Source organism: Rhodopila sp., assembly GCF_035548235.1.
GTDB lineage: Bacteria > Pseudomonadota > Alphaproteobacteria > Acetobacterales > Acetobacteraceae > Rhodopila.
This window is the reverse complement of sequence record NZ_DASZTJ010000184.1, coordinates 1-19367: the sequence shown is the minus strand read 5'-3', so window position 1 is coordinate 19367 and position 19367 is coordinate 1. Positions and strand designations below refer to the sequence as shown.

The window sequence follows — 19367 nt, the reverse complement described above, 5'->3', positions numbered from 1 at the left end:
CAGGGTGCCCTCCGCGAAGCGGAACAGGAACGTCCGGTCGAAGCCTTTGTCGGGCACGATCACGTAACGGCCGGTCGGATCGAAGATCACGGCGTGCGGGTGGGAGGACGTCTGCTCCTTCGGGTGCGGTCCCGGCGTGCCTTCCAGCGTGAAGACCTGGCTGACTGGCTGCAGCCGCCCCTCGGGATCGAGCGGCACGACCGCGACGGCGCCGGAGCCGTAATTCGCCACGACCAGATAGCGTTCGGTCGGGTCGAGCGCCGAATCCACCGGGTTCGCACCCCGGCACTCGACCTGGTTCAGCAGCGCCAGGTGGCCGGAGGCCGGGTCGATGGAAAACGCGCTCAGCAGCTTCCGGCCGCCATGGACGGCATAGAGCCTGGTCCGGGCCTGGTTCAGCGTGAACAAGGACGGGTTTTCCAGCCCGCCCAGATGCTGCCGGTGCGTCCAGGCGCCGGTGACCGGATGGACGCGGTAGACGTTGATCCCGTTGCCCCGGCCATCCCGGTCCGGCGTGGTGTAGCCGCCCACATATGCGAACATGGTCCTCATTCCCCTGGTTGAAGGTCCCTTGGGCCAGGCTTTCCTGGGATCAAAGCTTTCAGCGGTCAACGCTCCCGGGGGTCAACGCTCCCCGGGGTCAAGGTTCCGAAGGGTCAAGGTTCCGAAGGGTCAAGGCTCCCAAGGGTCAAGGCTCCCAAGGGTCAAGGTTCCCGGGTCGGACCTCCCCGGAGGCAAACCCAAGCCCTGCCTGCGCGCGGATGATCCGCGGCAGCGACGGGTGGTCCGCCACGCAGTCGTGAAACCGTACCGCCGGCCCTGCGCCGCCTCGGTGCCGCTGTTCGGCGGCGACGGCGTTCGGCACGTCGTCGCGGACATGCATGCCCTCGCCGGCGAAGAAGCCGATCACGATCACCGGCCGGTCCGCCAGGGCGCGCAGCGCATCGGCCAGGAAGGGGGTTTCCTCCAGGCACGCGGTGGCGACCTGCCCGAACACCCCCGCTGCCGCCAGGACCCGGCCATGGTCCTGAAGCGCCAGCGCGCGGCCGGGGGCGCTGACCGATCCGTGGCCGACCACCAGGATGGCGGCGCTGGCCGGGGCCACGCCCAAAGCGGCGCAGCCGGCCCGGCCCTGGGCGTCGATGACATCGGCCATGGCCGGGTGGACGCCCACCGGCTCGTGCACCCGGACCCTGGGATCGTCGCCCAGGGCGCGGGGGATGGCGACCTTGGTGAAGTAACCGGCCTCCATGAAGAAGGGGACGACATGCACCGTCCCGGCGGCGATCCGCGCCAGCGACTCGGCGACCGAAGGCGTTCCGTTCAGCAGCCCGCCCTCGACCTGGAGACCAGGCTCTGCCGCGCGCAGCGCCGCGACCTGGCGGCGGAGCGGCCGCGCGGCGTCCTCGTACCGGGAGGAGCCGTGCGCGACCAACAGCAATGCCTCACGTTCCGTCACCGGTTCCTCCACGGGACCCGCTTGCCCCGGCTCTGTTTGCCTGAACCTGTTTGCCTGAACCTGTTTGCCCCTGGGATCGTTCTGGCGCACATAAGGCCGAATAGACGAACCGGCGGCAAGGAGCAGTGGATGTCGGACGCGCCCGAGCGGGAAGCGATGGAATTTGACGTGGTGATCGTGGGGGGCGGTCCGGCGGGTCTGTCGGCGGCGATCCGGCTGAAGCAACTGGCCCCCGATGTCGCCGTCTGCCTGGTGGAGAAGGGCGGCGAGATCGGGGCGCACACGCTCTCGGGCGCGGTGCTGGAACCCAGGGCGCTGAACGAGCTGCTGCCCGACTGGAAGGAGCGGGGGGCGCCGCTGGACACGCCGGCGCGGGACGACCGGTTCCTGTTCCTGACGGAAACGAGGTCCTTCAAGCTGCCGACGCCCCCGCAGATGCATAACGAGGGCAACTACATCGTCTCCCTGGGCAACGTCGTCCGCTGGCTGGGCCAGCAGGCCGAGGCGCTGGGCGTCGAGATCTATCCAGGCTTCGCCGCGACGGAAGTGCTGGAGGAAGACGGCCGCATCGTCGGCATCGCCACCGGCGACATGGGCATCGGCAAGGATGGCCAGCCCACCGGCTCCTATGCCCGCGGCATGGAATTGCGGGCGAAATACACGCTGCTGGCCGAAGGGTGCCGCGGCTCGCTGTCGAAGCAGCTGATGAAGCGGTTCGACCTGCGACAGGGCCGCGACCCGCAAACCTATGCGATCGGCATCAAGGAGTTGTGGGAGATCCCCGCCGCCAACCACAAGCCGGGCCTGGTCGAGCACACGCTGGGCTGGCCGCTGAGCACCGACGTCTATGGCGGTTCCTTCCTGTATCATTTCGGCGAGAACCTGATCTCCTTCGGTTTCGTCATCGGCCTGGATTACCGCAATCCCTGGCTGTCGCCGTTCGACGAGATGCAGCGGTTCAAGACCCATCCCGACATCCGCAAGCATTTCGAAGGCGGCCGCCGCATCGCCTATGGCGCGCGCGCCCTCAACGAAGGCGGGTTCCAGTCGATCCCCAAGCTGACCTTCCCCGGCGGCATGCTGATCGGCGACGCGGCCGGGTTCCTGAACGTGCCGAAGATCAAGGGCACGCATACCTCCATGAAGTCCGGCATGGTCGCGGCCGAGGCGGTGGCGGAGGCGCTGGCGGGCAGCCAGCCGGCGGAGATCACGAGCTATCCGGACCGCCTGCAGCGAAGCTGGGTGTGGGAGGAATTGTCGCTGGTCCGCAACGTCCGCCCGTCCTTCGCCAAGTTCGGCATGTGGGGCGGCCTGGCCTATAGCGCCATCGACACATACCTGTTCCGCGGCAAGGCGCCGTGGACGTTCCACCACCCGCACCCGGACAACGAGACGCTGCTGGACGCCGACAAGGCGCCGCGCATCGCCTATCCGAAGCCCGATGGGGTGCTGACCTTCGACCGGCTGTCCTCGGTCTTCATCAGCAACACGAACCATGAGGAAAACCAGCCGGCCCACTTGCAGCTGCTGGATCCGGACAAGGCGATCTCCTTGAACTGGAACCGCTATCGCAGCCCCGAGGCGCGGTATTGCCCGGCCGGCGTCTACGAGATCGTCGGCGCGGACGAAGGCGATCCCAAGTTGCAGATCAACGCGCAGAACTGCGTCCACTGCAAGACCTGCGACATCAAGGACCCCTCCCAGAACATCAACTGGGTCCCGCCCGAGGGCGGCGGCGGTCCGAGCTATCCGGGTGGAATGTAAGGGGGTCTGTAACACTTCCTGGCATTTTTTTCACGCCCTCGGCGGTGCATGGCGAATGACTTGCGTCATGCCCGCTGGTAGGGTGAGCAAATGCAACATATCCGTGCAGCCAAGCGCTTTGTCCTGATCGCAACCACGCTGTTGTCCGCGTGCGGGGCGTCCGGGGTCACCTCGTCGGCATCGACGGTGCCCAATACGCCGGTCGGAGATTTCCTCGCGGGCCGTTTCGCGATGGCGACGGGCGATTATGCGATGGCGGCGACGAACCTGCTGCGCGCCTCCGACCAGGACCCGAAGAACCAGGAACTGGCGCTGCAAGCCTTCATCGCCTGCATCGACGCGGGACGGCCGGAGGCGGTGCGGCTGGCACGGCGGCTGCCCGACAGCCAGGTGGCGCAACTCGTGCTGGCCGACGTCGACGCCAAGGCCGGCCATTGGCAGGGCGCCGAACAGCGCTTCCGCTCCCTGCCGCGCCAGGGCATGACCCAGCTCTTGCAGCCATTGCTCGTCGCCTGGGCGCAACTGGGCGGGGGCCATGTCGACTCGGCGCTGTCGACGCTGCGGCCCTATATCGACAATCCCCGGTTCCAGGGCCTGTTCGCGCTGCATGGCGGGATGATCGCCGATATCGGCGGCCGCTCCGATGAAGCCGCCCGGCTCTATCGGCTTGCCCAGGGCGACTTGAGGGAGCCCAACCTGCGCCTGGCCCAGATCCTGGCGAGCTGGCAGGCCCGCTCCGGCCAGGCGGTCGAGGCGCAGCATACCCTGGCGATGCTGCCCAACGTCGCACCCGACATGTCGATCGCCATGCCCGGCTTGCTGGCGAACGTGACCAAGCGGCCGGTCCCCAACGCGATCGATGGCGTGGCGGAGACGTATTTCACCTTCGCCGCCTTGCTGCGCGGGCAGGAAGCGAACGAGTTCGCCCTGATCATGCTGCACCTGTCCCTGGACCTGCGCCCCGATTTCACCGCGGCCCGGGTCCTGCTGGCGGACATCCTCGCCACCGAGGGCCATCCGGGCGTCGCGCTCAGGACGCTGAACGAAGTGCCGCAGAACGACCCCATCCATTCGGTCGTCGAGCTGCGCCGCGCGACGCTGATCGACCGGCTCGGCCGCTCCGATGAGGCGATGCGGGAGCTTGACCGCATGTCGCAGGCCTATCCGTCGAGCCCGCTGCCCGACGCGCAGCGCGGCGACATCCTGCGGGCGAAATCGCGCTTCACGGATGCCGTCGCCGCGTATGACAAGGCGATCGCCCGCCTGGGCACGCCGACGGCGAATGACTGGCTGCTGTTCTACAACCGCGGCGTTTCCGAGGAACGCTCGCACCAATGGGGCAAGGCCGACGCCGACTTCCATACCGCGCTGAAGCTGTCGCCCGACCAGCCGTTCGTGCTGAACTACCTCGGCTACAGCTACGCCGACATGGGCAAGCACCTGAACGAAGCGCGGGAGATGATCGAGCGTGCGGCGGCGCAGCGGCCGAACGACGGGGCGATCACCGACAGCCTGGGCTGGGTCCTGTTCCGCGAAGGCAAGAAGCAGGACGCGGTCAAGACGCTGGAACACGCGGTCGAGCTGGAACCCGAGGACGCCACCATCAACGAGCATCTCGGTGACGCGTACTGGGCGGTCGGCCGCAAGCTGGAGGCCCGCTACCAGTGGCGGCGCGCCCTGACGCTGCACCCTGCCGCCGACGATGTGCCGAAGCTGGAGGCGAAGATCTCCAGCGGCCATCCGGGCGACGTCATCAGCGGACAGTAAGCGTCGTTCGCGATGGCCCCCGTGCCGACCGGGATATCGACCCAAGGGGCATTGAGCCAGGGGATATCGACCCAAGGAGCGTTGACCCACGGGATATTGACCGAGGCCGCGCCGGCGAAGGTCAACCTGTACCTGCACGTCGTGGGCCGGCGGGATGACGGCTACCACCTGCTCGACAGCCTGGTGGTCTTCGCCGGCATCGGCGACCGGCTGACGGTGGAGCCGTCCGACGCGCTGACGCTGCGGGTCACCGGCCCGTTCGCCGCCGGTCTCGCGGCCGAGGCGGACAATCTCGTGCTCCGCGCCGCTCGGGCGCTGGCCGGGCTGTGCGGGGCCGTGCCGCGCGGGGCCCTGACGCTGGAGAAGAACCTGCCGGTCGCCTCGGGGATCGGCGGAGGGTCGGCCGATGCGGCCGCGGCGCTGCGGCTGCTGTGCCGGTTCTGGTCGGTGAACCCCGCCGGTTCCGACCTGGCCGAACTGGGGCGGGGGATAGGGGCGGATATCCCGGTGTGCCTGTCGGGCCGGCCCGCGGTGATGGCCGGTATCGGAGAGGTCCTGACGCCGGTGGAACGCCTGCCTCGGCTTGGAATCGTGCTGGTCAACCCAGGCGTCGCGGTCTCCACGCCCATGGTGTTCAAGGCGCGCTCCGGCCCGTTTTCGGCGCCGGTGGAAGGGGCGTCCCGCGGCTGGCCGACGGCTGGCGGGCTGATCGCCGCGCTGCAGGCGGCGTCCAACGACCTGGAGGCGCCGGCGCGGGGCCTGGCGCCGGAGATCGGCGGCGTGCTGGACCGGCTGCGGGCCGAACCGGGGTGCCTGCTGGCCCGCATGAGCGGGTCGGGGGCGACGTGCTTCGGCCTGTTCGGCACGGAGGCAGAGGCGCAGGCCGCCGCGCCTCGGATCGCGCGCCCCGGCTGGTGGGCCTGGGGCGGGGGTTTCCACGACCCGCAGCGGTTCTGACTTTACGCGAGCCGCGCCGCCCCCTATCACGGCGCTCTGTCGGGGCTCCGCCCCACGGCGCTTTATCGGGGCTTTGCCCCGTGGCGTTTATCGGGGCGTTGCCCCGTGGGCGGTTTGTCGGGGCTTTGCCCCGTGGCGCGGCAATGGGGCGTAGCCAAGCGGTAAGGCAGCGGATTTTGATTCCGCCATTCGGAGGTTCGATCCCTCCCGCCCCAGCCATTCTCCTCCCGTCGTGGCGGACGAGACGCAATCGCCGGGATCGGCGCCTTCGCCGTCCATGCCTTGTCCCCGCGTCGACGCCGCCGGGCATGGACGGCGGACCTGCGCTCGCCATGAGGGGATCGTCGGCGCGCGATCCTTCCCCCATCTGAACATTTGGACAGACTCTTGGGACCGCCAAATGCCCGCACCATGTAACGGTGACGCACGGTTTGGTGCGTATCGATTGGCCTCGACGCTCGCGTGGTGAAACGAGTCCTCGTGGACGCCGTGCCAGGCCGGAAGGAGTGTTGCCTATGTTCATTTCCGACGTGCTTCAGGAAAAGGGCCGCCGCGTCGTCAGCGTCCGTGATACCGAGACTGTCCAGGACGCCGTGGCGAAACTTGCCGAACACCGCATCGGCGCGGTCATCGTCGAGGACCAGTGGATGCGCCACGCGGGCATTTTCTCGGAGCGGGACTTCGTCAACGCGGTCGCCCAGCAGGGCGCGAAGGTCCTGACCTATCCTGTGTCCAAGCTCATGAGCGCCCCGGTCGTGACCTGCCGTCCGGAGGACAAGATCGAGACCGCGATGGGCGCGATGACGCTGGCCAAGATCCGGCATTTGCCCGTGGTGGAGAACGGCCACCTGATCGGCATCGTTTCGATCGGCGACCTGGTGAAATACCGGCTGGACGAAAAAGCCTTGGAGGCCAATGTGCTTCTGGACCTCGCCCGCCTGCACGCCTGATCGCCGCCCCTTCGGCGACGCACAAAATCATTCCGGACCCGGCAGCGGCACGCTGCCGGGCATTGCTATTGCGGCTCGGCTGCCCTTAGATCGCTTCCAAAAGCAAAATGCATCAAAAGGGGGAAACCGCATGACCGAGCATGCCGGGTTACGGCGCCGTACCGTCCTGAAGACCGCCGCCGCGGTGACTGTCCTGTCGGGGCCGGCACTGCCGGCGCGAACCCTTGCCGCCGACGTGGTGAAGATCGGCCTGCCGGTCGCGCTGACCGGGCCGATCGGCGGCATCGGCGAGCAGATGAAGCGCGCCTGCGAATTCTGGGGCAAGCAGGTCAACGCCAAGGGCGGCCTGCTTGGCAAAAAGATTGAATTCGTTACGCAGGATACAACCGGCAATCCTGCCAACGCCGTTCGTTCTGTCCAGGAGATGGTGGAACGTGACGGTATCCGTCTCATCACGTGTGTCGTCGCATCCAACGAAGCGCTGGCGATCGTGCCGAAACTCGCAGGCTGGGACACGATCTTTATCTCGGGCGACAATGGGGATGGGCGGCTCACCGCCGAATCGCTGGTGCCGAATTTCTTCCGCCCCAACACCTCCGGGCCGATGGGCACGCGCGCGGTCGCGCTGTGGCTGCGGGAGTCGAAGCTCACGAAGTTCTACGGCCTGGGCATGGACTACGCCTGGGGCCACAACTCGATGGACGTGTTCCAGAACGAGGTGAAGAAGGCCGGGCGGCAGTTCCTCGGCGCGGTGTTCTCGCCCACCGGGACGAAGGATTTCTCGACCTACATCACCAAGATCCGCCAGTCCGGCGCCGATGCCTGCTACCTGGTCCTGGCCGGTGACGACAACAACGCCTTCTTGTCTCAAGCGAAACAATACCGCCTGAGCGACAAGGTGCAGCTGCTGACCGAGCTGGTGGATGAAATGAGCCTGAAGGCCGTGGGCGAGGCAGCGGTGGGGATGGTCGGCGGCAGCCGCTATACGCCCACGTACGACAGCCCGGAGAACAAGGCCTTCATCGCCGCGTGGCAGGCCGAGTACAACCGCCTGCCGATGATGTTCGAGGGCGACCAGTACCAGTCCTGCGTGGTGCTGCAGGCCGGCGTCGAGAAGGCCAACAGCTTCGACACCGCGAAGATCCGTTCGGCGCTGGAAGGGCTCAAGCTCACCAGCGTGAAGGGACCGCTGGAAATGCGGGCCTGCGACCACCAGGCGGCGGAGCAGGGCTTCGTGGTGAAGGTCGTGGAGAAGCCGGGCACCAAGGACCTTGTGCCCCAGGTCATCGCGACCTATCCGGCCGACAAGATCACGCCGCCCTGCAACAAGATGGAATACACCGACTGAGACGGAAGGCAGGTCGGTGGATTTCGTCGGGTTCCTGGTCACGCAATGCCTCAATGCGCTGTCGCAGGCGGCATTGCTGTTCTTCCTGGGCGTCGGGCTGACGCTGATCTTCGGCATCATGCGCATCGTGAACTTCGCGCATGGGACCTTCTATATGCTGGGCGGCTTCCTGGGGTTCACCGCCGCCCGGCTGACCGGCAGCTTCTGGGCCGGGCTGCTGGTCGGGCCGGTCGTCGCCGGCGCGATCGGCATGGCGTTCGAGACCGGGTTGCTCCGGCGGCTCTACCGCCGCGACGACAGCGCCTTCCTGATGGTCACGTTCGGCCTGACATTGGTTCTGGGTGAAATCATCCGCCTGCTGTGGGGCGTGGACGCGCTGCAGGTGCCGACGCCGGACGCGCTCAACGGCATCGTCTTCCTGTTCGACGAGCCGTTCCCGACCTATCGCATCTTCCTGATCGTCGCCGGCATCGTGATGGCGGTGGTGATCTGGCAGTTCCTGGAACGCACCCGGCTGGGCCTGCTGATCCGCGCGACCAGCCAGAACGCCGAGATGGTGCACGCGCTGGGCGTCGACGTGAACCGCGTGCGATCCGCGATCTTCGGCATCGGCTGCGGCCTGGCGGCGCTGGGGGGCGTGATGGCGGCGCCGCTGGTCACCGCGTCCCTGGCGATGGCGCCCAACGCGATCATCGACGCGTTCGTGATCGTGATCATCGGCGGGATGGGCAGCTTCCTGGGCTCGTTGATCGCGGCCGTCCTCGTCGCGTTCGTGGAGGTATTCGGCGACTATTACTTCCCCGATTTCGCCCTGGCTTCGATGTACCTGCTGATGCTGCTGGTGCTGGTCGTCCGGCCCGGCGGCCTGCTGGGCAAGGAAGCGTGACGATGTCGGCCGAACATTCCCTCGCGGCGGGCGTGGTCGACGTCGAGGCCCGGCCGCCTTCGACGGATCGGCGGGTGGTCGTCGCCTATGTCCTCGCCGCCGCGCTCTTGGCGCTCGCCCCCCTGGCGCTGCCGGTCTTCGCGATGACGCTGCTGACCGAGGCGTTGATCCTGGGCCTGCTGGCCATGAGCCTGGACCTGATGGTCGGCTATACGCGGCTGATCAGCTTCGGCCATGCCGCGGCCTATGGCATCGGCGCCTACACGGCCGGCGACATCCTGCTGCACACCAGCCTGCCGGTGCCGTTCGCGGTCCTGGCCGCCGCGGTGGTCGCCGGCGTCATCGCCATCGGCGTCGCCTGGGTCTGCACGCTGGCGCGCGGCGTGTCGTTCTCCATGCTGACGCTGGCCTTCGCCCAGCTTCTCTACGCGATCGCCTTCAAATGGACCGCGGTCACCGGCGCGTCCGACGGGCTGGCCGGCATCCCGCGCACCGGCGGACCGTTCGGGTTGACGCTGTTCGAGACGAAGGACGGGTTCTACTACCTCGTGCTGGCGTGCCTGGTCGGGGCCTTCGCGTTCTGCTGGTCGCTGGTCCGCTCGCCCTTCGGCGCGGTGCTGCGCGGCATCCGGGAGAACGAGGCGAAGACGCTGTCGCTGGGCTACAACACGCGTCGCTACAAGATCGCCGTCGTCGCCATTTCCTATGCGCTGGGCGGCCTGGCCGGCGCGCTCTATGCCCCGTTCGCGGGGTTCGCGAACACCGACCTGCTGTTCTGGCTGTTCTCGGGCCAGGTGCTGATCATGGTCATCGTGGGCGGGCAGGGGACGCTGATCGGGCCGATCCTGGGCGCGGCGTTCTTCCTGCTGGTGCAGCATATGCTGTCGCAATACACCGATTCCTGGGCGCTGTTCTTCGGCGCCATCTTCATCGCCTTCGTCATGTTCGCGCCGCAGGGGATCTGGGGCCTGTTGACCGGCCTCAGGAGGCGCGGCTGATGGCGCTGCTGGAGCTGGACGGCCTGACCAAGCGCTATGGCGGCATCACCGCCGTCAACGGCGTGACCATGCGCGTCGAGGCCGGTGAGGTGCGCGCCGTCATCGGCCCCAACGGCGCCGGCAAGACCAGTCTGTTCCACCTGATCACCGGCGTCGTCAGGCCGACCGCGGGCAGCATCCGGTTCGACGGGCGGGAGGTGGCGGGGGAAACCTCCTATCGCATCTGCAAGCTGGGCCTGTCGCGCACCTTCCAGCTCACCGCGCTGTTTCCCGAGATGTCGGCGCGGGAGAACGCAAGGCTCTCCGCCCAATCCCATCTTCCCCGCAGTTGGCAGCCCTGGGGCGGCCGCTCGGTCTTCGCCGAGGCGTCGCGGCGGGGCGACGAGGCACTGGAACGCCTCGGCCTGACGCATGTCGCGGGGCGTCCCGCGGGCCTGCTGTCGCACGGCGACCAGAGGCTGCTGGAGGTGGCGATGGCACTGGCCCAGCGGCCGCGCGCGCTGCTGCTGGACGAGCCGACGCAAGGCCTGTCGGTGGAGGAGACCCTGTCCGCCGTCGAAACGCTCGCGGGCCTGCTGACCGACGGCAGCCTGACGGTGCTGCTGGTCGAGCATGACATGGAGGTCGTGTTCCGCCTGGCGAAGAAGATCACCGTGCTGCACAGGGGCACCGTCATCGCCGACGGCGACCCCGAGTCCGTGAAGGCGAACGAAGAGGTGCAGGCGGCTTATCTGGGTGGGTACGCCTGATGCTGGCGATCGAGGGACTCAACACCCATTACGGCGCCAGCCACGTCCTGCACGGCGTCGACCTCGCGGTCCCGACCGGAAAGATCTGCGCGGTGCTTGGGCGCAACGGCGTGGGCAAGACGACGACGGTGCGCAGCATCATGGGGCTGGTCCCGCCGACGTCGGGCCGGGTGCTGCTGGACGGCCAGGACATCGCCGGCTGGCCGCCGCACAAGGTGGCCCGGGCCGGCGTCGCCTATGTCCCGGAAGGGCGGCTGATCTTTCCCGACCTGTCGGTGCTGGAGAACATCCGCGTCGGCGAGCGGACTCCGGCCAAGACCTGGACGCTCGAGCGCCTGCTGACGCTGTTCCCGTCGTTGCGCGAGCGGTCCGGTAATCGCGGCTGGCAGCTCTCGGGCGGCGAGCAGCAGATGCTGGCAATCGCGCGGGCGCTGGTCAGCGACCCCAGGGTGGTGCTGCTGGATGAGCCAAGCCAGGGCCTGGCGCCGTTGGTGGTGCGGGAACTGGCGGGGGTGATCAAGACGCTGTGCGCGGCGGGGGTCACGATCCTGCTGATCGAGCAGAACATGAAGCTGGCCGAGGCGGTGGCGGACGAACTGCACGTGATGGTGAAGGGCCGGATCGTCTACGCCGCGACCCCGGCGGTGTTCCGGTCCGAGGAAGAAACGATACGGTCGCGCTACCTCACGGTCTGAGGCCGGCGAGGGGCCAGGCTCGGCTTTCGGACCCGGTCCGGCCGAGGACCGTCATGGTCCACGGCCGGCCGGTCCGGTTCAGCCGACCCGCGTCAGGTGGGCGGTGTGCGGGTCCATGGTGAACTTGGCAACGATCGAACCGTTCGCCGTCGCCAGGCTGAAGCCGATCTGGCCGTCCGTCGTCGGGGCGGTGTCGATCACCTTCCAGGTGTGGTTGCCGTTCCACAACAGGAACGCCTCGGCGATCTTCTGCACGTCCGCGGCCGTCAGGTCGCGGTCCTTCTCGCGGAACACCAGCGCGAAGGCGCGCATGCCGTGGGCGGGCCCGCCTTCCATCCGGTGGTGCATCCAGTGCATCCACGGGTGCGGCGGCACGCCCATCGGACCGGCCGCATGGTCGGCCATGGGACCGGCGGCCGGCGGCGGGGCCGGTTGAGCGTACGACAAGACAGCACCCGTCGCGATGCCCCCGGCAAGAAAGGCAGCGACGGCGGTGAGGGCGGTGCGACGCATGATGAACCTCCATTCTTTGCGGTCACGACGCTTACATGGGCCGTTATGCCGGGCGCATCCGCTCGGATACGCGACGAATTGCAAGGAAATGCAACGGTCGTTCCGGTCCGCCGAGTCGGTCGCCTATGTTACATTTCATGGAGCAGACACCGCACATACTCGTCATCGACGACGATCGGGAAATTCGCGAATTGCTCGCGCGTTTCCTGGAAAAACAGCGGATCCGGGTGACCGCCGTGCGCGACGCGAAGGAAGCGCGCCGAGCCTGGATCAACGGGCATTATCAGCTGGTGGTGTTGGATTTGATGCTGCCGGGCGAATCAGGCCTCGATCTCGCGCGATGGCTGCGGACCCAATCCGAGGTCCCGATCGTGATGCTGACGGCGATGGGGGAGGAAACCGACCGCATCATCGGCCTGGAACTCGGCGCCGATGATTACGTTCCGAAACCCTTCAACCCCAGGGAGCTGCTGGCGCGCATCCGCGCGGTGCTGCGCCGGACCGGCGATCACAGCGAGACGCGGCACGATCCCTCGGTGCGCGGCTACCGGTTCAACGGCTGGACACTGGAGCCCGCCCGCCGCCGGCTGCTTAATCCCGAGGGGGTGGAGGTGGCGCTGACGGGCGGCGAGTTCGACCTGCTGCTGGCGCTGGTGGAACGGGCCAATCGCGTGCTGACCCGCGATATGTTGTTGGATTTGCTCAGAGGTCGGCAGGCCGGACCGTTCGATCGCGCAATCGATGTTGCCGTCTCCCGCCTTCGGCGTAAGCTGGAGGATGACGGACGAAATGCGCAATTGATAAAAACCGTCCGGGGAGGTGGCTACGTTCTGGCCGCGACCGTGGAGCGTGCATGAGATTTCGCATCTGGCCGAGGAGCCTCGCTGCCCGCACGGCGGTGATCCTTCTGCTCGGCCTGGCAGTCGTCCAGGGCCTGGGCCTGACCATCCATGCCTTCGACCGGCTCGACGTCCAGCGGCTGGCGCAGTCGCGTGACCTCGCGATCCGCGTCGTCAGCCTGTACCGCACCCTCGTCCTGACCGACCCCAGCCACCGGGCCACGGTCCTGGCCGAACTGCACCGCGGCCCGGACCTGAAAGCGATGCTGAGCGACGGACCGCCGGACGCCGACCTGCCGGAGATGCCGACGCCGGACCAGCGCCTGCTGCGCATCAACATGAACGTGCTGCCGCTGGGCGCGCCGCAACTGCGCTGGCGGGAACTGGTGATCTATGGTGGCCATCCCTGGCACACCGCCGTCATCGGCATGCATTTCCCGGATGGTGGCTGGCTGGACGTCACGGCGGAGCTGGAACCGCTGCGTCCCTGGCATTCCCCCACCTTCCTGGTGGCCTTCCTGCTGATGACCGCGGCGGCGGCGGCGCTGACCCTGTGGGCGGTGCGGCGCATGATGGCGCCCCTGCGCGTCCTGGCGAACGCCGCCGAGGTCTTGGGCCGCGACGTGAACGCTCCGCCGCTGCCCGAGGACGGCCCGTCCGAGATCGCCACCGCCGCCATTGCCTTCAACACCATGGCCGGCCGCATCCGCCGTTTCGTGCAGGACCGGACGGAGCTGCTGACCGCGATCGGCCACGACCTGCGCACGCCGATCACGCGCCTGAAGCTGCGCGCCGAGTTCGTGGAGGACGAAGAGCAGCGCACCAAGATCCTCGTCGACCTGGAGGAACTGGAGGCGATGGTGTCCGCGACGCTCGCCTTCGGCCGCGACGCGCGGGCGAGCGAGCCGGTGACCGCGCTGGACCTGGCGGAGCTGCTGCGCACCATCCTCGACGACGCCGCCGACGCGCGGCCGGACCTGCAGGACGTGCTGCTGTACGAAGGGCCGGCGCATCTGACGATCCAGGCGCGCTCCCTGTCGCTCAAGCGCGCGCTGGCGAACCTGGTGACCAATGCGGTGAACTATGGCGGCTCCGCGACGGTGCGGCTGAAGCCGCCGGTCAACCGGCTGGTGGAGGTGCAGGTCGAAGACAGCGGGCCGGGCATCCCGGCCGCCGAACTGGAGCGGGTGTTCGAGCCGTTCCATCGCGGCGAGCCCAGCCGGAACCGGGAGACCGGCGGGGTGGGGCTGGGGCTGGCGATCGCGCGCAACATCCTGCGGGCGCATGGCGGCGATATCACGCTGGCGAACCGGGCCGAGGGGGGCGCACGCGCGACCGTCACGCTGCCGATCTGATCGGACGCGTCACATCGCCTCCTTGATGCCCCTCCGGAGCAGCCAGGCGTTGACCGGGCAGGTGGTCAGGAAGCCAAGGACCATGGCGGCCTGCATCATCAGCCAATAGGTCCAGCGTGTCGGCTCCAGGCCCGGCAGCAGCCAGGCGGAGACGCCCATCCAGGCGAACATCCCGACCTCGTAAGCCAGCAGCGAGAGCGTGTCGGCGCGGACGGACTCGATCAGGCCGTCGCGGAACCCCAGCCCGCGCATCGGCACGATGGAGGCGTACTGGAACAGGATTCCGAGGAGATAGGCGAGAACGAAGGCCAGCAGGAATTTGCCGCCCAGCACCGTCCCGAACAGGGTGAAGCCGGTGGCGAAGGCGATCCAGTCGCCGATGAAGTCGCCGACGGCGCAGCCCGCGCCGCAATGGGACGCGCCCTTGAACACCGCCTGCCAGAAAGGGGGCCGCGAAGAGCGGTCACGCGACCGGGACGCCTCCCGCCCGCCGCTTGCCCGACCGAACCAGGCGTAGGCCATCAGGCCGACCGGCCCCCAGTAGAGCATCGTCACCGGCCATACGATGTCCATGATGAGCATCGGCTGGCGGCGGCCGATCAGGCCGATATCGATGGCCACCGCCAAGGCGGCGGCGATCGAAGCGGGGACATAGACCGCGCTGAGCGTCTGAAGCCAGTCGGGGGGCATGACGGTGGCGTCCAACTCCGGATTTATCCGGCGTCAATGCGGCCGTCCGGGCCATGGTTCGCGAGGCGCCTGTCACGCCTGCGCGCGGGGGCATGGCGTCGGCGCCGTTTTCTTGCGATGACGCCGCGAACCCATTGCGGCAACCCATTGCGCGAACCCGTTGAAGGCAGTCCCGATGCAGCTCTCCGCCGATGACGTCAGCGTCCTCACCGCGATCCTGGCCCAGGCCGCGCAGACCGAGATCCTGCCGCGCTTCAAATCGCTGCAGGACGGCGACGTGCGGATGAAGACGTCGGTCTTCGACCCGGTGACGGAGGCGGACGAAGCGGCGGAACGGGCCATTTCGGCCGCCATCCGGTCGCGCTGGCCGGGCGCGCTGATCGTCGGCGAGGAAGCGACGGCCGCCGACCCTTCGCTGCTGACGCAACTGGCAGATGCGGAGCTGGCGTTCGTGGTCGACCCGATCGACGGCACCCGCAACTTCGTGGCCGGCCTGCCGCTGTTCGGTGTGATGGCGGCGGCGATCGTCCGGGGGACGATCGTGGCGGGCATCATCCACGATCCGATCTGCGGCGACACCGCGCACGCGCTCAAAGGGCAGGGCGCATGGATGTCCCGGCCCGGACAGGACCCGAGGCGCCTGCATGTCGCCCAGCCGGCCCCGGTCTCCCGCATGGAGGCGTTCGCCGGCACGAACTACCTGCCCGAACCGCTGCGCGCGCGGGTGCTGACCAACCTGCCGAAGCTGGGGTCGTTCAACTGGCTGCGCTGCTCCGCGCACGAGTACCGCACCGCCTCGGCCGGGTTCTGCCACGTGCTGCTCTATAACCGCCTGATGCCGTGGGACCATGCGCCCGGCTGGCTGATCCACCAGGAAGCCGGGGGCTACAGCGCGCATTTCGACGGGTCCGCCTATGTCCCGGCCCACACCAGCGGCGGGCTGATCTGTGCGCCGGACGCGGCAAGCTGGCAGGCGGTGCGGGACGCGTTGATCGGCTGAACCGGGACGGCTGGCGTCAGCGCAGGCCACCGGCCGGCTGCGTGGCGGGTTCAGCATCCGCGCCCCCGCAGCCGGCAGCCGGGCCCCGTTGACGGCCGACTCTTGGAAGCGTCGTTGCGGCGTGCGATCTACGAGCATGCGCAGTCGACTCGGCCTGAATGGCCTCAACTTCCTGACCGCCGCCATCCAGGCGGGATTCGGGCCGTTCATCGCCGTCTGGCTGACCCAGAACGGCTGGAGCCTGGAGTCGATCGGCTTCGCGCTCAGCCTGGGCACCTTCGCGCAGGTCATCGCGCAGGTGCCGGGCGGCTGGCTGGTCGACCACATCCACCTCAAGCGTTACGCGACGGGCGGGGCGCTGATCGGCCTCGGCGTGGCCGCGCTGATGCTGGTGACGACGCCCTCGCACGCCACGGTGTGGGGGTCGCAGATCCTGCACGCGGTGGCGAGCGCGGTCATGACCCCGGCGCTGGCGGCGCTGACGCTCAAACTGTGCGGACATGGCAGCTTCGGCAACCGGCTGGGGGTGAACGCGCGCTACGCCTCGCTGGGGGCGGCGGGGTCGGCCGCGCTGCTGGGCGCCGCCGCGTCGGTGACGTCCGATCGGTCGGTGTTCCTGCTGACCGCCGTGCTGGTGATCCCGGCGCTCTGCACGCTGCTGCTGATCCGGCCCAGCGACATGGTGGAGGCGGAGGAGCAGGACCACTCGGCCCTGCTGCATCCAACGGAACGCGAGCGTCCCGCCTGGTGCATCTTCCGGATCCCGGCCTTGCATGTCTTCGCGGTGGCGGCGGTGCTGTTCCAGCTCGCGAATGCCGGCCTGCTGCCGGCGGCCCTGAACATCCTGACGCGACGCGGCGAGGGACAGGGGTTCGTCGTGTCGGCCTGCATCATCCTGCCGCAGATGGTGGTGGCGGCCCTGTCGCCCTGGGCCGGGACGCTGGCCGAACGGATCGGACGACGGCCGATCCTGCTGATCGGGTTCGCGGCGGTGCCGCTGCGCGCGCTGCTGTTCGCCACGCTGCCCGGCGCCGTGCCGGTCATCGTCATCGAAACGCTGGACGGCGTCAGCGCCACGGTGTTCGGGATGATGCTGCCGCTGATCGCCGCCGACGTGACCAAGGACAACGGGTACCTGAACCTCGCGATCGGATCGCTGGGCCTCGCCGCCAGCCTGGGGGCGACGTTCAGCCCCACCCTGGCAGGGGTGGTGGCGAATCATTTCGGCGATCCGGCCGCATTCCTGTGCCTTGGCACGGCCGGTCTCGCCGGGGTGGTGGTGCTGGCCTTTGCGATGCCGGAAACCCGCCCGGAGCGGAGCCGGGATGTCAGCGAAGCAACGCTGGCGGCCTGACCGGCTCTTGCGCTCGCCGCCATGGCGTTGCCTGATGCCCGCGACGCGTAGCGGCATGTCATCGGGAGGAAACCATGGACCAGGCCGAAGCCAAGCATCTGTTCGAACCGACGGGCGACTTCCAGTGCCTGCACGAGTTCATCCCGGCCGCCCGAGCGAAACTATCCGATCATATCTGGGGCTACCTGGTCGGGGCGACGGAGACCGAGACGACGCTGCGGCGCAATCGCCTGGCGATCGATTCGCTGGCCCTGCGGCCCAGGGTCTGCGTCGACGTCTCCAAGGTCGATCTCGGCACGACGCTGTTCGGACGCAAGCTGCGGATGCCGGTGATCCTGGCGCCGGTCGGTTCGCTGGAGTCGTTCCATCCCGGCGGCGCGGCGACGGCCGGGCGGGCGGCCTCGGCATTCGGGGTGCCGATCATGGTGTCCTCGGTGACCCATCCGGGACTGGAGGAAGCCGCGGCGGCCGCGCCGGGGCCGAAGATCTTCCAGCTCTATGTCCGGGGCGACAAAGCCTGGGTCGACGACGTGGTGAAGCGTGCGGTCGATGCCGGGTACGACGCGTTCGCCATCACCGTCGACACCGCCGCCTATTCCCGCCGCGAGCGCGACATCGCCGGACGGTTCGTCAAGCCGTGGCGGTCATCGGCCACGGGGCATGAGTTCCAGGCCGGGTTCACCTGGGACAACGTCAAGCACTTCAAGGACAAGCATTCGATCCCGCTGATCCTGAAAGGCATCGGCACCGCCGAGGACGCGGCGCTGTGCTGCGAGCACGGGGTTGACGGTGTCTATGTCTCCAACCACGGCGGGCGGCAGCTTGACCACGGACGGGGATCGATGGACATCCTGCCGGAAGTGATGGCCGCGGTGCGCGGGCGGGCGAAGGTGATCGTCGACGGCAGCATCTGCCGCGGCACCGATATCGTGAAGGCGGTCGCGCTGGGCGCGGACGCGGTGGCGATGGGGCGGATGTATTGCTACGCGCTGGCCGCCGACGGGGACGCGGGCGTGCTGAAGATGCTGGAACTTCTCGAGCACGAGTTCGGCGTCGCCATGGCGCTCGCCGGCGCTCGGGCGCTCAAGGAACTGCATCCGGGCTTCGTCTTCCGGGGCGCGCCGATGGTCGCCGATCCGCATCAGCACAGCGCCTTCCCGTTGCTGCAGGCGACGCCGGAGTATCGCGGCTGACCGGATCCGCCGATCCTGGGAGCTTGATGGAACGCGGAGGACGGACGCGGCGTTGAGGGCCTGAACTTGCCTTTGACCGAGGGGCCTCATGCCAGGACCGTCTTCCCGCAAGCCTGCCGGCAATCCGCTGGTGGATGATCCCGAGCGCGAGCAGCGCGTGCGGGAGCGCGCCTATCACCTCTGGGAAGCCGAGGGGAAGCCGCATGGCCGCGATGTCGAGTTCTGGGAACGCGCCAGGGAGTTGGTCGCGATCGAGGAGAGCGCGACGGCCGGACGGCTGCCGAATCCGGCGACCCGGCCGGAAGCCGGGGTCGAGGACGCGTCGATCCAGGAAAACCTGGGGGAATTCCCGGATCGGTTCACGGATCAGGGTGATGTGCGGCCGACGCCGGCGCCGAAACGGAAGGCTCGGGCACGGACGAAGAAGGCGGGGTAGGGCGAGGTGGCCGGGGTTGGGGACGGGCGCGCACAGGCCGAACCGGCTTCAGTCCCTGTCCGCCCAGTTGGGCTTGGTCGACGGAAATGCTTGCTGCTGCAACCATGCGTCGATCAATTCGGCGATCTCCCCGTTGTTGCGTTCCATCATCAGCATGTGGGAATTGCCTCGGATGCCGCGCTGCGGCAGGTCGATCACCTCCACCCGCGCGCCGAGAGCCCGAGCGCGGCCGAACCATGAGTCGGTACGGGATCGTATCGTCGGCCAGCGGGCGTCGCGTTCCAGGTGGTCGCCATACAATGCCAGCACGGGAATCCCGGCCAGCGCGGCGCCATCGGTGATGCCGCCTTGGGCGGGCTCCACGGCCACAATGCCAAGCACCTTGTCCGGCCGTCTCTCGGCGGCGCGAAAGGC

At 68.4% G+C, this 19367-nt stretch carries 19 protein-coding genes, 1 tRNA gene and 1 pseudogene; 16 read left to right on the top strand and 5 right to left on the bottom strand.

What is annotated here, in order from left to right; translation table 11 throughout:
• The coding region (locus VHB27_RS15035; protein ID WP_325601831.1) for a lactonase family protein at positions 1-543 on the bottom strand (543 nt) is incomplete at its 3' end.
• A 145-nt stretch (positions 544-688) separates the two neighbouring features.
• Complete coding sequence (locus tag VHB27_RS15030; RefSeq protein ID WP_325601829.1) at positions 689-1459, bottom strand: CbiX/SirB N-terminal domain-containing protein; 771 nt, start codon at positions 1457-1459, stop codon at positions 689-691.
• 129 nt (positions 1460-1588) lie between these two features.
• Here VHB27_RS15030 and VHB27_RS15025 point away from each other — a divergent pair, with 129 nt between their 5' ends.
• The 10 genes from VHB27_RS15025 to VHB27_RS14980 all read left to right on the top strand — a co-directional run bounded on the left by VHB27_RS15025 (position 1589) and on the right by VHB27_RS14980 (position 11573).
• Positions 1589-3223 (top strand): electron transfer flavoprotein-ubiquinone oxidoreductase, encoded by a 1635-nt coding sequence (locus VHB27_RS15025; RefSeq protein WP_325601827.1) that lies wholly within the window; start codon positions 1589-1591, stop codon positions 3221-3223.
• Positions 3224-3313: 90 nt separating this feature from the next.
• Positions 3314-4990, top strand: a complete 1677-nt coding sequence (locus tag VHB27_RS15020) for a tetratricopeptide repeat protein (RefSeq protein ID WP_325601825.1) — start codon at positions 3314-3316, stop codon at positions 4988-4990.
• Between the two features lie 81 nt (positions 4991-5071).
• Positions 5072-5947 (top strand): 4-(cytidine 5'-diphospho)-2-C-methyl-D-erythritol kinase, encoded by an 876-nt coding sequence (locus tag VHB27_RS15015; RefSeq protein WP_408904007.1) that lies wholly within the window; start codon positions 5072-5074, stop codon positions 5945-5947.
• 144 nt (positions 5948-6091) lie between these two features.
• Positions 6092-6166, top strand: a tRNA-Gln gene (locus tag VHB27_RS15010).
• Between the two features lie 296 nt (positions 6167-6462).
• Positions 6463-6897: a CBS domain-containing protein gene (locus tag VHB27_RS15005; protein ID WP_325601821.1), complete on the top strand. Its 435-nt coding sequence runs from the start codon at positions 6463-6465 to the stop codon at positions 6895-6897.
• A 130-nt stretch (positions 6898-7027) separates the two neighbouring features.
• Complete coding sequence (locus VHB27_RS15000; RefSeq protein ID WP_325601819.1) at positions 7028-8245, top strand: ABC transporter substrate-binding protein; 1218 nt, start codon at positions 7028-7030, stop codon at positions 8243-8245.
• Positions 8246-8261: 16 nt separating this feature from the next.
• Positions 8262-9131 (top strand): branched-chain amino acid ABC transporter permease, encoded by an 870-nt coding sequence (locus VHB27_RS14995; RefSeq protein WP_325601816.1) that lies wholly within the window; start codon positions 8262-8264, stop codon positions 9129-9131.
• 2 nt (positions 9132-9133) lie between these two features.
• Positions 9134-10129, top strand: coding sequence for a branched-chain amino acid ABC transporter permease (locus VHB27_RS14990; RefSeq protein WP_325601814.1), 996 nt, complete (start codon positions 9134-9136; stop codon positions 10127-10129).
• On the top strand, positions 10129-10878 hold the full coding sequence (locus VHB27_RS14985; RefSeq protein WP_325601813.1) for an ABC transporter ATP-binding protein: 750 nt from the start codon (positions 10129-10131) through the stop codon (positions 10876-10878). Before VHB27_RS14990 ends, VHB27_RS14985 begins: the two co-directional genes overlap by 1 nt.
• Complete coding sequence (locus VHB27_RS14980; protein ID WP_325601811.1) at positions 10878-11573, top strand: ABC transporter ATP-binding protein; 696 nt, start codon at positions 10878-10880, stop codon at positions 11571-11573. The genes VHB27_RS14985 and VHB27_RS14980 overlap by 1 nt, the downstream gene beginning before the upstream one ends.
• A 78-nt stretch (positions 11574-11651) precedes the next feature.
• On the opposite strand, the gene VHB27_RS14975 is transcribed toward VHB27_RS14980, so the two are convergent.
• A complete protein-coding gene (locus VHB27_RS14975) occupies positions 11652-12086 on the bottom strand; it encodes a hypothetical protein (protein WP_325601809.1) in 435 nt (144 codons plus the stop codon).
• Between the two features lie 137 nt (positions 12087-12223).
• Here VHB27_RS14975 and VHB27_RS14970 point away from each other — a divergent pair, with 137 nt between their 5' ends.
• Together VHB27_RS14970 and VHB27_RS14965 are read left to right on the top strand one after the other, a co-directional pair.
• Positions 12224-12943: a response regulator gene (locus VHB27_RS14970; protein ID WP_325601807.1), complete on the top strand. Its 720-nt coding sequence runs from the start codon at positions 12224-12226 to the stop codon at positions 12941-12943.
• Complete coding sequence (locus tag VHB27_RS14965) at positions 12940-14280, top strand: ATP-binding protein (protein ID WP_325601803.1); 1341 nt, start codon at positions 12940-12942, stop codon at positions 14278-14280. Before VHB27_RS14970 ends, VHB27_RS14965 begins: the two co-directional genes overlap by 4 nt.
• A gap of 9 nt (positions 14281-14289) precedes the next feature.
• Here VHB27_RS14965 and VHB27_RS14960 read toward each other — a convergent pair whose 3' ends face one another.
• Positions 14290-14985 carry a DUF4396 domain-containing protein gene (locus VHB27_RS14960; protein WP_325601801.1) on the bottom strand — a complete coding sequence of 232 codons (696 nt, stop codon included), beginning with the start codon at positions 14983-14985 and terminating at the stop codon, positions 14290-14292.
• A 160-nt stretch (positions 14986-15145) separates the two neighbouring features.
• On the opposite strand from VHB27_RS14960, the gene VHB27_RS14955 reads away from it, so the two are divergent.
• The 4 genes from VHB27_RS14955 to VHB27_RS14940 all read left to right on the top strand — a co-directional run bounded on the left by VHB27_RS14955 (position 15146) and on the right by VHB27_RS14940 (position 18953).
• Positions 15146-15970, top strand: a complete 825-nt coding sequence (locus tag VHB27_RS14955) for an inositol monophosphatase family protein (protein ID WP_325601799.1) — start codon at positions 15146-15148, stop codon at positions 15968-15970.
• 136 nt (positions 15971-16106) lie between these two features.
• Positions 16107-17324, top strand: coding sequence for an MFS transporter (locus VHB27_RS14950; RefSeq protein WP_325601797.1), 1218 nt, complete (start codon positions 16107-16109; stop codon positions 17322-17324).
• A gap of 74 nt (positions 17325-17398) precedes the next feature.
• The gene (locus VHB27_RS14945; protein ID WP_325601795.1) at positions 17399-18517 is read left to right on the top strand and encodes an alpha-hydroxy acid oxidase; all 1119 of its coding nucleotides are present in this window, start codon (positions 17399-17401) and stop codon (positions 18515-18517) included.
• Between the two features lie 88 nt (positions 18518-18605).
• Complete coding sequence (locus VHB27_RS14940) at positions 18606-18953, top strand: DUF2934 domain-containing protein (protein WP_325601793.1); 348 nt, start codon at positions 18606-18608, stop codon at positions 18951-18953.
• Between the two features lie 48 nt (positions 18954-19001).
• On the opposite strand, the pseudogene VHB27_RS14935 reads toward VHB27_RS14940, so the two are convergent.
• Positions 19002-19367, bottom strand: a pseudogene (locus VHB27_RS14935) (hypothetical protein); the annotation flags it as partial.

What these genes read in the sequence shown, in the direction of transcription:
- VHB27_RS14990 (WP_325601814.1), top strand. Translation starts at nt 9,134, where the DNA reads ATGTCGGCCGAACATTCCCTCGCGGCGGGCGTGGTCGACGTCGAGGCC.
- VHB27_RS14980 (WP_325601811.1), top strand. Translation starts at nt 10,878, where the DNA reads ATGCTGGCGATCGAGGGACTCAACACCCATTACGGCGCCAGCCACGTC.
- VHB27_RS15020 (WP_325601825.1), top strand. Translation starts at nt 3,314, where the DNA reads ATGCAACATATCCGTGCAGCCAAGCGCTTTGTCCTGATCGCAACCACG.
- VHB27_RS15005 (WP_325601821.1), top strand. Translation starts at nt 6,463, where the DNA reads ATGTTCATTTCCGACGTGCTTCAGGAAAAGGGCCGCCGCGTCGTCAGC.
- VHB27_RS14970 (WP_325601807.1), top strand. Translation starts at nt 12,224, where the DNA reads ATGGAGCAGACACCGCACATACTCGTCATCGACGACGATCGGGAAATT.
- VHB27_RS15025 (WP_325601827.1), top strand. Translation starts at nt 1,589, where the DNA reads ATGTCGGACGCGCCCGAGCGGGAAGCGATGGAATTTGACGTGGTGATC.
- VHB27_RS14940 (WP_325601793.1), top strand. Translation starts at nt 18,606, where the DNA reads ATGCCAGGACCGTCTTCCCGCAAGCCTGCCGGCAATCCGCTGGTGGAT.
- VHB27_RS14975 (WP_325601809.1), bottom strand. Translation starts at nt 12,086, where the DNA reads ATGCGTCGCACCGCCCTCACCGCCGTCGCTGCCTTTCTTGCCGGGGGC.
- VHB27_RS14965 (WP_325601803.1), top strand. Translation starts at nt 12,940, where the DNA reads ATGAGATTTCGCATCTGGCCGAGGAGCCTCGCTGCCCGCACGGCGGTG.
- VHB27_RS14985 (WP_325601813.1), top strand. Translation starts at nt 10,129, where the DNA reads ATGGCGCTGCTGGAGCTGGACGGCCTGACCAAGCGCTATGGCGGCATC.
- VHB27_RS14955 (WP_325601799.1), top strand. Translation starts at nt 15,146, where the DNA reads ATGCAGCTCTCCGCCGATGACGTCAGCGTCCTCACCGCGATCCTGGCC.
- VHB27_RS14945 (WP_325601795.1), top strand. Translation starts at nt 17,399, where the DNA reads ATGGACCAGGCCGAAGCCAAGCATCTGTTCGAACCGACGGGCGACTTC.
- VHB27_RS14950 (WP_325601797.1), top strand. Translation starts at nt 16,107, where the DNA reads ATGCGCAGTCGACTCGGCCTGAATGGCCTCAACTTCCTGACCGCCGCC.
- VHB27_RS15000 (WP_325601819.1), top strand. Translation starts at nt 7,028, where the DNA reads ATGACCGAGCATGCCGGGTTACGGCGCCGTACCGTCCTGAAGACCGCC.